We start from the raw sequence: 13925 nt of genomic DNA on the forward strand, positions 1-13925 counted from the left end.
ATGAGCCTGTTGGAAATCCGAAATCTTTCGGTCGAGTTTGCTACTGCGTCGGGTGAGTTCCGCGCTGTGGATGGCGTTGATCTGTCTGTCAACAAGGGCGAGTTGATGGCCATTGTCGGGGAAAGCGGCTCGGGGAAATCCGTTTCAATGCTGGCGCTGATGGGGTTGCTGCCATGGACGGCGACAATCACTGCAGATGAAATGAGCTTTGAGGGTCGCGACCTGACCAAAATCTCGGCACGGGATCGGCGCAAGATCATCGGCAAAGATATTGCCATGATCTTTCAAGAGCCGATGTCTTCGCTAAACCCCTGTTTCACGGTCGGTTTCCAGATCAAAGAAGCACTGCGTATCCATTTGGGGCTAAACCGTAAAGACCGTCATCAGCGCGCGATTGAGCTGTTTGACCTGGTGGGTATCCCGGCACCCGAGAGCCGTCTGAATACGTTTCCTCACCAGATGTCGGGCGGCATGAATCAGCGGGTCATGATCGCGATGGCGATTGCCTGCACCCCGAAACTTCTGATCGCGGACGAACCCACTACCGCGCTTGATGTAACAATTCAGGCGCAGATTCTGGATCTGTTGGTCCGATTGCGCGATGAGCAGGGGATGGGCCTTGTTCTGATTACCCATGACATGGGTGTTGTGGCAGAAACCGCCGAGCGGGTTCAGGTCCAATATGCCGGTCAAAAGGTCGAGGAACAGCCGGTACGCGATCTGTTCCGCACACCGCGCCATCCTTATACCTCAGCTTTGCTGAACGCTTTGCCTGAACGGGCAACTTCGAAATTGCTGCCGACGATTCCAGGTGTTGTTCCTGGTCAATTTGATCGTCCCAAAGGTTGCTTGTTCAGCCCGCGATGCCAATTCGCCGATGACTTGTGCCGGAACACACCACCCGCTCCGCATGGAGCAGATTTCGGCAAGGCCCGCTGTCACCACGTCAAGGAAATCACCGCTGGAGAATTGGCATGACCGCCCCGATCGTTCAGGCAAACGCGTTGGCCCGGCACTATGAGGTCAAAGGGGGATTACTGTCGAAATCGGCAACGGTCAAAGCCCTGTCCGGTGTGGATTTTGCCCTAGAGCCTGGTAAGACGCTGGCCATTGTAGGAGAGTCCGGGTGCGGTAAATCCACCCTCGCTCGCGTCGTGACGATGATTGAAGAGCCCACTTCGGGAACACTGACCATCGACGGCGTCGATATCACCCCTTCAAAATGGGCTGAGATGCGCGAAAACGTGCAGATCGTGTTTCAGGATCCCTATGGTTCGCTTAATCCGCGACAACGGATCGGTCAGATCCTGCAGGAACCTCTGATCATCAACCGGCCCGATATGACCGCTGCGGAACGGGAAACTCGCGCACGCCAAATGATTGATCTTGTCGGTCTGCGCCCCGAGCATTATGATCGCTACCCCCACATGTTTTCGGGCGGCCAACGGCAGCGGATTGCGATTGCCCGAGCCCTGATGCTGAACCCCAAGGTTCTGGTTTTGGATGAGCCGGTATCGGCGCTGGATGTTTCGATCCAGTCACAAATCCTGAACCTGCTGGTTGAACTGCAAGAGCGTCTGAACCTGGCCTACCTGTTCATCTCGCATGACCTGTCGGTGGTGAAGCATTTCGCTGATGACGTAATCGTCATGTATCTGGGACGTGCAGTCGAGAAAGCTCCGAAAGAACAGTTGTTCGCGGCGCCCCGGCATCCTTACTCCAAAGCGTTGTTGTCGACGACACCGCGTGCCGACCCCGAGGCGCGTAAGGAACGGATCAAGCTGGAAGGTGAGTTGCCCTCACCGATGAATATCCCCAAAGGATGTGCCTTTGCTCAGCGATGCTGGCTGGCAACTGACGAATGCCGTGCGGCACCACCTGATCTGCAAGGAACAACCCATCAGGCTGCATGCTTGCATCCGCTGGGTTAGGTTAGCTCTCGGAGCTGCGCGTTGCGGTGACCATCGCAAGCAAATGGTCTTTTGTGCGCCCAATATGTTGGGTCAACAGCGCGCAGGCTTCCTCAACTTGCCCATTCTCGGCCAGCGTCAGCAGTTGGCGATGGTCCTTTTTTGCGGGCTCGCGTTGTTCCATAACGCTCAGGTGCATACGGACATAGCGATCGGACTGTAGATTGATCCGTTGTAGTATATCATTGGTGATCCCACGGTCTGCAGCAGCGTAAAGCGCATTATGGTACTCGTAGTTCAAACCACCCCACCGCCCTACATCATAGGCTTCGTAGGACGTTTCCATTTCGTCCAGAAACCTTTCGCATTCGGCAAAATTTGCTTCGGTCATCTGTGGAATTGCACGCCTGAACAGATCGACCTCCAACATTATCCGGAGGTCAAATATCTCACCGATTTCTGACAGCGAATGTCTTGTCACCGCAGCGCCGCGATTGTTGGTCAGTTGCACAAGACCCTCTGCATCAAGCCGTTTTAACGCTTCTCGTATGGGCATGCGTGACACGTCATAGTCTTCTGCCAGGGCTTCTTGACGGATGGCTTCACCTTCTGCCATCTCACCGCTTAGAATCCGCTCGCGCAGGTCATTTGTGATGACATCGGGCAAACTTTGCCTGGGAATTGCGCGGGTTCTTGGCATTGTTACAGTCTCTGCTGGTGTAATTTTGTATCCAAAATACAAAATAGACACCGATTTTCCAAGAGCCTTGCATTCACTAATGAATATAAAGTGTTGATTGATTTCAAGCCGCCTCGGCTGCCACAGTTAAAATGGTCACGTTCTATAAGGATTAAACATGAAAGAGGATCGTATGGATAATCCGCGCTTTTTGCCAAAAGGCGCAATTTCCGTGGACGTTTCCTATGACGGGCCGCCCAAGGCCTTCTATTTTCTGCTTTTACCCAACACGACGATGCTGGCTTTCAGTGCCGCGATTGAGCCTCTGCGCATATCAAATCAACTGTCCAGAAAGCAGCTGTTCGAATGGTACGTGCTCTCCACCGACGGAGAACCCGTGACCTGTTCCAACGGCATACGTGTTCAGGCGGATCACTCGGTCCATGACCTGGAGAAGGGAGCGTTTGTCTTTGTGTGTTCCGGAACGCAACCGATGAGGTCTTTCAACACAAATGTCCTGAACTGGATTCGGCGACAAAAGGCGCATGGATGTGAGTTCGGTGGGATTTGTACCGGTGCATTTGCCTTAGCAAAGGCGGGCGTGATCGGAACCAGAAACTTTACCGTCCATTGGGAAAACCGGCCTGGCTTTTGTGAGAACTTCCCAACAATGGAGCCGACCCAGAACCTCTATGAAATTGACGGGAAACTTAGAACATGCGGGGGCGGGCACGCCAGCACTGACATGATGCTTGAAGTTATCGAGGAATTGTTTGGCAACGCCTTGGCGAACAATGTTTCGGAAATGTGCCTGCACAGAAGGCTGGGAGAAGGCGGCAGCAAACAGGTATCGCCGGTTTCGGCGCTTTTGGGCACGCGAAATGCCAAATTGATCGAAGCGGTGCAAATCATGCGCGAGAATATTGAAACGCAGCTTAGCCTCGAGGCAATAGCGGATCAGGCGTCCCTGTCCCGCCGGCATATGGAGCGGCTGTTCAGGCAGCACACTAACATGTCGCCGGGACGGTTCTATAATGAACTCAGGCTGGACCGTGCTTTTGCCCTGTTGAATGAAACAAACCTGAGCGTTTCTGAGATAGCCTTTGCATCCGGGTTTTCCAGTACGGATAGGCTTTCTGTGCATTTCCGGAACCGATTCAGAATATCACCGCATAATTTCCGGCGATCCTGGTCCGAGGAAACCCACCCAGAATGACTGGATGAGCACCACTTGATAGGTCCCTGGGACTATCCCTGTATGACGTTCTGACGTTGAACCCCCAGACCTTCGATCCCCAGTTCCATCTTGTCACCAGGTTTGAGGTAAACCTGCGGATTTTGCCCCAGACCCACACCGGGGGGTGTCCCGGTCGAGATCACGTCGCCGGGTTGCAGTGACATGAACTGCGACAGGTGCGAGATCACCGCTGTGACACTGAAATGCATCGTTCTGGTCGAGCCATCCTGATACCGATGCCCGTTCACCTCAAGATACATTGGCAGGTCTTGGGGATCAGGGATTTCGTCCCGTGTCACCAGCCAGGGACCGATTGGGCCGAACGTATCTGCGGATTTACCTTTGACCCACTGACCTGAACGGTGCAGCTGAAAATCCCGTTCTGACAGGTCATTGATCACACAATATCCTGCCACATGGGCCAGTGCTTCATCCTCCGAGATGTATTTTGCTTCTTTTCCGATGACGACGCCCAGTTCCACCTCCCAATCGGTCTTGACTGACCCGCGGGGGATTTCAACGGTGTCATCGGGGCCTATGATGGCGGATGTCGCTTTGAAAAAGACCACCGGCTCAGCAGGTAGGTCCATGCCGCTTTCGGCCGCGTGATCGGCAAAGTTTAAACCGATGCAGATGAACTTGCCGACACGTCCAACACAGGCGCCGATACGGCTGTCGGCATCGACGGGTGGCAGGGTTTCAAGATCCAGCGCGCGCAGCCGTGCGAGGGTTTCATCGCTAAGCGCTTCCCCAGCAATGTCGGCGACGATCCCCGACAGGTCCCGGATAGTGCCGTCTTTATCAACTATGCCCGGCTTTTCCGCGCCTGCTGGGCCGTATCGTAGCAATTTCATTTCACATTCCTCATTTGCTTCAGATCGTCCAGCCGCCATCAATGGCAAAGGGCTGTCCGGTTGTGTATTTGCTGGCATCGCTGGCCAGATAGAGCGCAAGTTCCGCGATCTCATCTGCGGTTCCGATGCGGCCCATGGGTTGCCGCGCGATAAAATCAGTCATTGCTTTCTCGTAATCCCCAGTTGCGCGTAACCGGTCGTGCAAGCTGGGGCTGTCGACAGTGCCGGGGCAGATCGCATTGCACCGGATGCCTTGAGTAACGAAATCGGCTGCGATCGATTTCGTCAGTCCGATTACGGCGGCTTTCGAGGCGCAGTATGCAAACCTGTTTGGAACGCCCTTCAACGAAGAGGCGACCGAAGACATGTTGATGATAGACCCGCCACCATGTTCCAGCATTGTTGGCAGGGCACATTGGATCAGCCGGTACATCGATTTGACGTTCAGCTCAAAACTGGAATCCCAGTCACGTTCATTACATTCCAGAATGGACCCGCCAGCCACATATCCTGCGCAGTTGAACAAAACATCCAACGGGGGCGTGCCCGCGACGAAGTCCTGCACTGCCGCCGTATCGGTTACGTCAAGTTTTACCGACGTAACGCCTTGGATATTTTGCAACTCTGCCAGAGAGGTATCATTAATGTCGCTGGCAAAAACCTGTGCACCTTCGGCGGCGAACAATTCGGCTGTTGCACGCCCTATGCCCTGTCCCGCGGCGGTGATCAGAGCAGTTTTTCCAGCCAGACGGCCAAGGTTTTCGGATGATGTCATATCTAATTCACTCTCCTTCTAAAATCCAAGCTTCTGGGAACCACGACGGCAAAATCCCATCGGCATACAGCCTCGGAAAGATCAATCTAGTTCCTGAGATCATAGGCATGGGCAGCATTACCGCCCCGTATCGCCTGATGCTCGTGTGGTGACAGACCGGTTAACAGCGTATCGGTCGCCTCGAGCCATCGTTCATAACTGCTGTTTAATGTGCAAACCGGCCAGTCGCTGCCCCAGATCAGGCGATAGGGCCCGAATGTGTTCAGCAGGTGATTCACATAAGGCTTCAAATCTTCTACCGTCCAATTCGCCCCGGCCTCGGTCACCAACCCGGAAAGTTTGCACCAGGCATTTGTATTTCGGGCCAATGTCGACATGTCTTCTTGCCAGCCCTCCATGACTCCCTCCCGGATCAGGGGCTTGGCACCGTGATCAATCACCGTGCGCATATGTGGGTGCCGATCCAGCAGCTGTTGAAGCGGCCCCAGATGTCGCGGCAGGGTCAGCGCATCAAAGGTAAGGTTTGACTGTTGCAGAGAGTCAAAAGCCGGTGTCAGCCCATCCTTGAGCATCCATAATGGGTCGGGAATGTCCTGAACCATGGGGCGCAAACCGACAAAAACCGGGTGGGCAGCCAGTCGTGCGATTTGTTCCGGTGCGTCGGCGGCCTCAAAATCAACCCATCCGACAACGCCTTTTATGAACGGGGCCTGCTCGGCGAGTGACAGCAGATATTCGGTCTCAGCAGCTGTCGGCGCAGCCTGTACTAAGACCGTACCGTCAATTCCCGCTCCTTTCAGCAATGGGGCCAGATCCGCGGGCGCGAAATCCGCGTAAATCGGCCCCAGATCCGGTGTCAGCCAGCCATAGTCTTCGCGCGCCAATGTCCAAAAATGCTGATGGGCGTCGATCTTCATCCAAGAACACCCTTTTTCAGGATGATGTTGCCATACAGCCGACGTTCGCCGGTTTGCACGATCGCAAAAGCTGTGGCCGCCCGGTCGTAAAAGGCGAAACGTTCAAGGCCCTGTATCGTGGCCGGGTGGTCCGCTATTTCGCTGATAATGGTCTGAAAATCGGCTATGGCCTCTGGTATAGCATCCGGATCGCCAACAACCTGCATGGTCAGGGCCGGGTCAGGCACAAATGTGTCCAACGGCATGACAGACAAAATAGCTCTTAGGATTTCGCTGGCGCTTGACCCGTCGGCACGTATGCAGCCCGGCCCAGAGCTGGAGCCGGGGAAATTCGCATCCGCAATCACGATTTCATCGCCATGCCCCATAGCGCGCAGGGTGTACAACAGGTCAGGCGACAGGATGGGATCAATATTACGCAGCATAGGCAGTCTCTCCGGGAAGGGGGGCGTCGGAACGGATCAATCCTTCCGAACACAGATCAGACCAAAGCGCAGCGGGGATTTGACGTTCGAGCAGGGCCGCATTGGCCTGCACCTCGGCCGCATTCACCGCGCCGGGGACAACGGTTTTGACGCAGGGATGGCCAAGGACAAATTGCAAGGCAGCAGCGATCAGTGGTGTATCATGGGCTGAGCAGACAGCCTCGATCTGGCGAACTCGGGCAAGGATGTCTTCGGGTGCATCAGCATAATTGTATTTCGCACCGGAAACAGCGCCGGTTGCGAGGATACCCGAGTTGTACGGCCCGCCAAGAATTATGCCCACGTCCCGCTTTTCGCAAAGGGGTAGAAAGCTGTCTAAAGCGTCTTGTTCCAAGAGGGTATAACGGCCTGCCAGAAGAAACCCGTCAAAGTCGCCCAAGCCCAATAATCTTTCGCAGACCTGCCATTCATTTACACCGGCTCCAATGGCGGAGATTTCACCGGCTTCACGAAGTTCGACCAGAGCTTTGTATCCGCCGCCATCGAACAGTTCCCGGATCTTGGCATCAGATGCCTCCTGACTGCCCTGACTGAACGCACAGACGTCATGCACAAGCAGGATATCGGCGCATGAGACACCCAACCGGTCGCGGCTGGCGTCGTAGGATCGCATGACCCCGTCATAGGTATAGTCGAAAACGATACGTTTCTGCGGCACATCAACAAAGGCTTCGGGTGTGACATGATGCGGTGCGCAATCCAGCAGCAGACGCCCGATCTTGGTCGAAAGTTGAATCTCTTCGCGTCCGAACCGGGCAATAGCCTGGCCAAATCGTTGCTCGGAGCGGCCCAACCCATATTGCGGTGCGGTGTCAAAAAATCGGATACCCAAATCAAAGGCTGCCTGCAGCGCAGCCTGCGCATCCTCGTCTGATACTTTGCGATAGAGATTCCCCAAAGGCGCGCCACCAAAACCCATCCGAGTCAGCGGAACGGGTCGCGCCGTGCGGCCATTTAGAAGCTCTGTTGCGGTAACTGTCATCCTGCCTCGCGTATTGGATGAGGGGAGTCCGTGAAAAGGTGGGACTGTTCCTGCTGCAAGCGTTGAATCCGAGGCATCAACTGCCCCAGATGACGTTGCATGGCGTCCTGTGCAGCTTTTTCATCTCTCTCAAGAACCGCGTTGAAAATGGCGCGGTGTTCGGCCAGCGTTTCCACCACCCGGCCCGGGGTAGGCAGCAGCAGCATTCGCGCTCTGGTCACTTGCAGTGAAACGGTTTGCGCGACGTCGCTTAACCTGTTGAATCCTGTGAATTTCATCAGCAGGCCGTGGAATTCTTCATCCGCCTCGTAAAAGCCGGGGACATCTTCATCTTCGATCAGCAGCTCTTGCAGACGCATGTTGCGGCCCAGTATCTTGCGCTGATCCTCGGTCAAATCGCGCGCGACTTTGGCGACCGTCGCAAGTTCAAGTGCTTCACGCAGGAACATGCCCTCGCGAATTTCGGACATCGAGAAATAGGATACGCGCGTGCCGGATTGGGGCACGACATCCACCAGTCCCTCTGAAGCAAGTCGGGCAATCGCCTCGGTCACGGGCGCACGCGAAACGCCAAGGCGTTCGCATATCGGCGCCTTCCTGAGGTTGTCGCCCGGCGCGAAGTCCAGCGACAGGATTGCATGCTTGATTGAGAGGTAAACGCGCTGAGACAACGAGCCCTCAGACGTAGAAATATCGCGCAGGTGCAGAGCGTTTATGTCCTGTGGTTTATTCATATTTGGTGACCTAGCATACTAACATGTTAGTTGACAAGTGCGTGTCCGACGATTAGCAGTCGGGATCAGCAAACAGGAAAATGATGCAACCAGATCAGAAAATAAAGGCTTCTGAGCTCGCAGCGCGCGATACAGTCAGGTTGAACCCGGACGACAATATCGTCATTGCGCTCCGAGATCTGAAGATCGGCACGCAGCCTTCCGGGCTGAATGTCCCGCTTCGGGATCAGGTTCTGCGTGGGCACAAGATTGCAATTACCCCAATTTCTGCCGGAAAAAACGTCATTCGCTATGGTCAGATCATTGGTCAGGCAAAGGCAGATATCGCAGCCGGAGATCACGTCCATGTCCACAATCTTGGTATGGGGGCCCATCAGCAGGACTATGCCCATGCGACCGCAAATACCCCTTTGCCGCATATCGACGAAGAGCGGAGTTTTCTCGGGTATCACCGGTCCGATGGGAAGGTTGGCACGCGCAATTATATCGGAATTCTGACGACAGTGAATTGTTCGGGTTCAGTAGCCCGGTTCATCGCCGAAGCGGCCTTAAAACATGGGTTGCTTGATCCATATCCCAACGTGGACGGGGTGGTGCCCATCGTGCATGGCACGGGCTGCGGTATGTCGGCCAAGGATGACGGCTATGCTACGTTGATGCGCACCCTGGCCGGGTACGCCCAGCACCCGAACTTTGCCGGCATTCTGCTGATCGGGCTGGGATGTGAGGTCATGCAAGTGGCGAGTCTGGTTGATGGCCGCCCCATCCGCGAGGACGGTGCCTTGCGCTATATGACCATCCAAAACGAAGGCGGTACGCGCCGCACGATCGAGCGCGGGCTTGCCGAGGTGGAGGGGATCGCTCGGCTCGCCAATCAGGCCGTCCGCAAGCCGGCTCGGATCAGTGCGATTACGGTCGGGATGCAATGCGGTGGTTCGGATGGTTATTCCGGCATCACTGCCAATCCGGCGCTTGGATATGCCTCTGATCTGCTTGTGCGCCATGGCGGAACAACAATCCTGTCGGAAACCTCTGAAATTTATGGCGCCGAGCATCTTTTGACCCGGCGCGCAGAAACGCCGGAAATCGGCGAAAAACTGATCGAACGTATTCATTGGTGGGAAGATTACACCAAGCGCAATGGCGGCGAGATGGACAACAATCCAAGCCCCGGAAACAAGCGCGGTGGACTGACGACCATTCTTGAAAAGTCTCTGGGTGCAGTGGCCAAGGGGGGCACGGCCCCGATGCGCGACGTCTACAGATTTGGCGAAATTATCGACAAAAAGGGCTTTGTCTTCATGGACAGCCCTGGGTTCGATCCTTGCTCAGTCACTGGTCAGGTGGCGGCGGGTGCCAATTTGATCGTGTTTACCACGGGCAGGGGGTCGGTCTCCGGATATCAACCCACGCCCTGCATCAAGCTGGCAACAAATTCGGAAATGTACGCCCGCATGTCCGAAGACATGGATCTGAATTGCGGCGACATCGTCACTGACGGGGTCAGTATCGAGGCCAAGGGCGAAGAGTTGTTCGAAATGTTGATCCGTGTCGCATCGGGCGAACAAACAAAAAGCGAAGAGCTTGGTTTTGGGGGTGTTGAATTTGTCCCCTGGCAAATCGGCGCTGTTATGTAGCCGCAGGTTCGTCAGAGGTAGGGGCAAAATGGGAGGAGAGATGGAAAAACTGGTCGAAATGAAGGGGATCGAAAAGTATTTCCCCGGTGTGCACGCGCTGAAATCCGTGCAGTTCGATCTGTTTTCGGGCGAAGTCCACGCGCTTATGGGGGAAAACGGGGCGGGTAAGAGTACGTTGATGAAAATCCTGTCCGGGATCTATCAGCGCGATGGCGGCGACTTGGCCATTCAAGGCAAATCAGCCAGTCCCACATCCCCGCGTGAGGCTCAGAACCTCGGGATCGGGATCATCCATCAGGAACTGAGTCTGATGAATGATCTGACCGTAGCGCAGAACATCTTTATCGGACGCGAGCCCCGGAAACGTTTTGGTCGCCTGGACGAGGCTGCGCTGAACGCTCAAACCGCCGAAATCTTCGGGGCGATGAACCTGAATCTCGATCCCAAAGCGCTGGTCGGCGGGTTGACCATTGCCAAGCAGCAGATGGTCGAAATTGCCAAGGCGCTGTCCTATCGGTCCAAGGTTCTGGTCATGGACGAACCGACCGCGGCCCTGAACGACGCCGAGATTGCCGAGCTGTTCGTCATCATCCGCCGCCTGAGGGCCGAGGGGGTGGGGATTGTCTATATCAGCCACAAAATGGACGAGCTGAAACAAATCGCCGACCGTGTGACTGTCATGCGCGACGGTGAATATGTTGGCACTGTCGGTGCCAGTGACACGCCGATCAGCAAGATCATTGCGATGATGGTTGGGCGCGAAGTATCCGAAGACCCTCTGGATGTGCCGGACCTGAGCGATGCCGAGGTTTCTCTGGAAGTCGCAGGTCTGTCGCGAGGCACGGATCTGAAAGATGTCAGCTTTTCGGTCCGGAAGGGTGAAATCTTGGGCTTTGCTGGGCTGATGGGGGCAGGGCGGACCGAAGTTGCGCGGGCAATCTTTGGGGCTGACACTATCGATGGCGGTGAAATCCGGGTACATGGGCAGATCGTGCCCATCCGTTCCCCTGTGGATGCCGTGCGGGCCGGGATCGGGTACCTGTCCGAGGATCGCAAGCATTTCGGCCTCGCCACGGGAATGAACGTCCGCGACAATATCGCTCTGGCTTCGATGGATAGGTTTACCAGTGCCACCGGTGTTCTGAACGATAGCGAAATCAGCACTACGGCCAAAGGCTATATCGCCCAGCTTGGCATTCGCACACCCTCGGATGTGCAAGAGGTGCGCCTGTTGTCCGGCGGCAATCAGCAAAAGGTAGTCATCGCAAAATGGCTTCTGCGAGATTGCGACATCCTGATCTTTGACGAACCCACGCGCGGTATTGATGTCGGTGCAAAATCGGAAATCTACAAACTGCTCGAAGAACTGGCTGCGCAGGGAAAGACGATCATCGTGATCTCATCCGAATTGCCGGAAATCATGCGCCTCAGCCACCGCATCGCCGTCATGTGCGAAGGCCGGCTGACCGGAATTCTGCCCGGCGGAAACAACACCACTCAGGAAGACATCATGCATCTGGCCACCCAACGCACGGCGGCGATGCAGGTCACAGGGACAGCAATATGACCACAGCAACGGATATAGACAAAAAAAAGCCCCTGGCGGGCCTGTCGGAAAGCGGCGCGTATCAAAAGCTGCTGGCCTTTGCCAGTCTCATCGCCCTGTTGATCGGCTTTTCGATCGCATCGCCGAACTTCATGCAGACCTCGAACATGATAGCCATTCTGCAGGCAACTTCGGTCAACGGCGTACTGGCCGTTGCCGCAACTCTGGTGATCATCACGGGCGGAATCGACCTGTCGGTTGGCACTTTGATGACCTTCTGCGCCGTGATTGCGGGCGTAGCCCTGACTTATCTCGGCATGCCCCTGCTTTTGGGTGTTGCTGCAGCCATTGCAGCGGGTGCGCTTTGTGGTCTGTGTTCGGGCACATTTGTGGCCAAAATGAAAATCCCGCCCTTCATCGCGACGCTGGGCATGATGCTGATCCTCAAGGGTCTATCGCTGGTTATCTCGGGCACACGACCGATCTATTTCAATGACACGCCTGGTTTCGATCAGATCTCGCGCGGGTCTCTGATCGGAGAAATCGTCCCCTCGGTACCTATCCCGAACGGCGTGCTGATCTTGTTTTTGGTCGCGATTGCAGCATCCTATATCCTCAGCCGCACTGTTCTGGGCCGCTATACGTTCGCTTTGGGATCAAACGAAGAGGCGGTCCGCTTGTCGGGTGTCAACACCGACGCCTGGAAGATGCGAATCTACGCGCTGGCCGGGGGAATTTGCGGCATCGGCGGCATCCTGATCGCCTCGCGCCTGAACTCGGCACAACCCGCTTTGGGGCTGGGATACGAACTTGAGGCCATCGCGGCTGTGGTCATTGGCGGAACCTCTCTGTCCGGCGGGCGCGGCACGATCCTGGGAACGCTCATCGGCGCGCTTATCATGGCTGTCCTGACCAATGGGCTGCGCGTTCTGTCTGTCGCGCAGGAATGGCAGACCGTTGTCACTGGCGCGATCATCATTCTGGCCGTCTATGCCGACATGGCGCGGCGCAAAAAGACCGGGTGAACAATTTTTAGGACCAAAGAAGATAACGACCAACTGGAGGAGAATATCATGTTAACACGTCGTTTCGTTCTGGGGGCGCTCAGCGCAGCCACCCTCGCAGCTCCGGCCTCGATGGCCATGGCGGAAGAAATCTATATCCCGCTGGTATCCAAAGGGTTCCAGCACCAATTCTGGCAGGCGGTAAAGCAGGGCGCCGAACAGGCAGCCGAAGAGTTTGACGTCACAATCACATTCGAAGGACCGGACAACGAAACGATGGTCGACCGTCAGATCGACATGCTGGCCGCAGCACTGGCAAACAATCCCAAAGCTATCGGCTTTGCCGCACTCGACAGTCAGGCCGCCATTCCGTTGCTGAAGCAAGCAAATGACAAGGGTATCCCGATCATCGCTTTTGACAGCGGTGTCGACAGTGATATTCCTGTTTCTACTGCCACAACCGATAACCTAGCTGCAGCGGGGCTTGCCGCTGACAAAATGGCCGAAAAGATTGGTGGAAAAGGCAAAGTTGCAGTGGTAGCCCACGACCAGACCAGCCGCACTGGCATTGACCGCCGCGATGGATTTGTGAACCGCATTGCGGAAAAATACCCTGATATCGAAGTTGTCACCGTTCAGTACGGGCAGGGCGATCATCTGAAATCAACCGAGGTGACAAAAGCGATCCTCACTGCAAACCCCGATCTGGATGGTATTTTTGGCACCAATGAAGGCTCTGCCATTGGTGTCGTGAACGGGGTACAGGAATTGGGCACCGAAGGCCTTGTCATCATTGGCTATGACAGCGGCAAAGCCCAAAAAGACGCGATCAAAAGTGGTCTGATGACCGGGGCAATCACCCAGAACCCGGTTGGTATCGGCTATGAAACGGTCAAGGCGGCCGTCGCGGCGATGAAAGGCGAAGAAGTCCCGGCCCTAATCGACACCGGCTTTTACTATTACGATGCTTCCAATATTGACGATCCGAAGATCGCGGCAGTTCTTTACGACTAAGAGCCTGACAGCTTAATACGGACCGGTTCGCCCGATCGGCGGACCGGTTTTTTTGTCTTACTGGGTTGCAACAATCATCTTTTCTGTTTGCGGCGTTTTCATGCTATCCTCTACAGGTTATTTTTTTGATGTTTATTAAAGGTTGAAATTC

General features: G+C 55.4%; 14 protein-coding genes. 7 read left to right on the top strand and 7 right to left on the bottom strand.

The features are described 5' to 3' along the window. Together AC2FGB_RS07715 and AC2FGB_RS07720 are read left to right on the top strand one after the other, a co-directional pair. Window positions 1-978 carry an ABC transporter ATP-binding protein gene (locus AC2FGB_RS07715; protein WP_142636312.1) on the top strand — a complete coding sequence of 326 codons (978 nt, stop codon included), beginning with the start codon at window positions 1-3 and terminating at the stop codon, window positions 976-978. Next, entirely contained in the window at window positions 975-1931 is a 957-nt protein-coding gene (locus AC2FGB_RS07720) for an ABC transporter ATP-binding protein (protein WP_496693756.1), read from the top strand. The genes AC2FGB_RS07715 and AC2FGB_RS07720 overlap by 4 nt, the downstream gene beginning before the upstream one ends. Before the next feature lies 1 nt (window position 1932). Here the strand turns inward: AC2FGB_RS07720 and AC2FGB_RS07725 are convergent, their stop codons facing one another. Then, entirely contained in the window at window positions 1933-2610 is a 678-nt protein-coding gene (locus tag AC2FGB_RS07725) for a GntR family transcriptional regulator (RefSeq protein ID WP_142636309.1), read from the bottom strand. 157 nt (window positions 2611-2767) lie between these two features. Between AC2FGB_RS07725 and AC2FGB_RS07730 the strand changes: the two genes are divergently transcribed. Then, window positions 2768-3805, top strand: a complete 1038-nt coding sequence (locus AC2FGB_RS07730) for a GlxA family transcriptional regulator (RefSeq protein ID WP_246097212.1) — start codon at window positions 2768-2770, stop codon at window positions 3803-3805. Between the two features lie 32 nt (window positions 3806-3837). Here the strand turns inward: AC2FGB_RS07730 and AC2FGB_RS07735 are convergent, their stop codons facing one another. From AC2FGB_RS07735 to AC2FGB_RS07760, 6 genes are all read right to left on the bottom strand, one after another. Continuing rightward, a complete protein-coding gene (locus tag AC2FGB_RS07735) occupies window positions 3838-4680 on the bottom strand; it encodes a fumarylacetoacetate hydrolase family protein (RefSeq protein WP_496693755.1) in 843 nt (280 codons plus the stop codon). Between the two features lie 19 nt (window positions 4681-4699). Next, window positions 4700-5455 (bottom strand): SDR family oxidoreductase, encoded by a 756-nt coding sequence (locus AC2FGB_RS07740; protein ID WP_496693754.1) that lies wholly within the window; start codon window positions 5453-5455, stop codon window positions 4700-4702. Window positions 5456-5541: 86 nt separating this feature from the next. Beyond that, a complete protein-coding gene (locus AC2FGB_RS07745) occupies window positions 5542-6372 on the bottom strand; it encodes an amidohydrolase family protein (RefSeq protein WP_496689340.1) in 831 nt (276 codons plus the stop codon). Further along, the gene (locus AC2FGB_RS07750; protein ID WP_142636301.1) at window positions 6369-6797 is read right to left on the bottom strand and encodes an RbsD/FucU family protein; all 429 of its coding nucleotides are present in this window, start codon (window positions 6795-6797) and stop codon (window positions 6369-6371) included. Before AC2FGB_RS07750 ends, AC2FGB_RS07745 begins: the two co-directional genes overlap by 4 nt. Continuing rightward, window positions 6787-7839, bottom strand: coding sequence for an aldo/keto reductase (locus tag AC2FGB_RS07755; protein WP_496689342.1), 1053 nt, complete (start codon window positions 7837-7839; stop codon window positions 6787-6789). Before AC2FGB_RS07755 ends, AC2FGB_RS07750 begins: the two co-directional genes overlap by 11 nt. Further along, window positions 7836-8573: a GntR family transcriptional regulator gene (locus AC2FGB_RS07760; RefSeq protein WP_281995093.1), complete on the bottom strand. Its 738-nt coding sequence runs from the start codon at window positions 8571-8573 to the stop codon at window positions 7836-7838. The genes AC2FGB_RS07755 and AC2FGB_RS07760 overlap by 4 nt, the downstream gene beginning before the upstream one ends. 83 nt (window positions 8574-8656) lie before the next feature. Here AC2FGB_RS07760 and AC2FGB_RS07765 point away from each other — a divergent pair, with 83 nt between their 5' ends. The 4 genes from AC2FGB_RS07765 to AC2FGB_RS07780 are packed head-to-tail and all read left to right on the top strand — an operon-like array spanning window position 8657 to window position 13774. After that, window positions 8657-10210 carry a UxaA family hydrolase gene (locus tag AC2FGB_RS07765; RefSeq protein WP_496693807.1) on the top strand — a complete coding sequence of 518 codons (1554 nt, stop codon included), beginning with the start codon at window positions 8657-8659 and terminating at the stop codon, window positions 10208-10210. A 40-nt stretch (window positions 10211-10250) separates the two neighbouring features. After that, the gene (locus AC2FGB_RS07770; protein ID WP_496693753.1) at window positions 10251-11777 is read left to right on the top strand and encodes a sugar ABC transporter ATP-binding protein; all 1527 of its coding nucleotides are present in this window, start codon (window positions 10251-10253) and stop codon (window positions 11775-11777) included. Next, window positions 11774-12781, top strand: coding sequence for an ABC transporter permease (locus AC2FGB_RS07775; protein WP_496693752.1), 1008 nt, complete (start codon window positions 11774-11776; stop codon window positions 12779-12781). Before AC2FGB_RS07770 ends, AC2FGB_RS07775 begins: the two co-directional genes overlap by 4 nt. Before the next feature lie 48 nt (window positions 12782-12829). Continuing rightward, a complete protein-coding gene (locus tag AC2FGB_RS07780; protein ID WP_142636294.1) occupies window positions 12830-13774 on the top strand; it encodes an ABC transporter substrate-binding protein in 945 nt (314 codons plus the stop codon). The last annotated feature ends 151 nt before the right edge of the window (window positions 13775-13925 follow it).

This window comes from Ruegeria sp. CDSC021, assembly GCF_059610845.1.

Bases quoted from the DNA above. Each gene is read 5' to 3' on its own strand.
- AC2FGB_RS07760 (WP_281995093.1), bottom strand. From the start codon at position 8,573: ATGAATAAACCACAGGACATAAACGCTCTGCACCTGCGCGATATTTCT.
- AC2FGB_RS07770 (WP_496693753.1), top strand. From the start codon at position 10,251: ATGGAAAAACTGGTCGAAATGAAGGGGATCGAAAAGTATTTCCCCGGT.
- AC2FGB_RS07775 (WP_496693752.1), top strand. From the start codon at position 11,774: ATGACCACAGCAACGGATATAGACAAAAAAAAGCCCCTGGCGGGCCTG.
- AC2FGB_RS07740 (WP_496693754.1), bottom strand. From the start codon at position 5,455: ATGACATCATCCGAAAACCTTGGCCGTCTGGCTGGAAAAACTGCTCTG.
- AC2FGB_RS07755 (WP_496689342.1), bottom strand. From the start codon at position 7,839: ATGACAGTTACCGCAACAGAGCTTCTAAATGGCCGCACGGCGCGACCC.
- AC2FGB_RS07780 (WP_142636294.1), top strand. From the start codon at position 12,830: ATGTTAACACGTCGTTTCGTTCTGGGGGCGCTCAGCGCAGCCACCCTC.
- AC2FGB_RS07745 (WP_496689340.1), bottom strand. From the start codon at position 6,372: ATGAAGATCGACGCCCATCAGCATTTTTGGACATTGGCGCGCGAAGAC.
- AC2FGB_RS07750 (WP_142636301.1), bottom strand. From the start codon at position 6,797: ATGCTGCGTAATATTGATCCCATCCTGTCGCCTGACCTGTTGTACACC.
- AC2FGB_RS07725 (WP_142636309.1), bottom strand. From the start codon at position 2,610: ATGCCAAGAACCCGCGCAATTCCCAGGCAAAGTTTGCCCGATGTCATC.
- AC2FGB_RS07735 (WP_496693755.1), bottom strand. From the start codon at position 4,680: ATGAAATTGCTACGATACGGCCCAGCAGGCGCGGAAAAGCCGGGCATA.
- AC2FGB_RS07765 (WP_496693807.1), top strand. From the start codon at position 8,657: ATGCAACCAGATCAGAAAATAAAGGCTTCTGAGCTCGCAGCGCGCGAT.
- AC2FGB_RS07715 (WP_142636312.1), top strand. From the start codon at position 1: ATGAGCCTGTTGGAAATCCGAAATCTTTCGGTCGAGTTTGCTACTGCG.
- AC2FGB_RS07720 (WP_496693756.1), top strand. From the start codon at position 975: ATGACCGCCCCGATCGTTCAGGCAAACGCGTTGGCCCGGCACTATGAG.
- AC2FGB_RS07730 (WP_246097212.1), top strand. From the start codon at position 2,768: ATGAAAGAGGATCGTATGGATAATCCGCGCTTTTTGCCAAAAGGCGCA.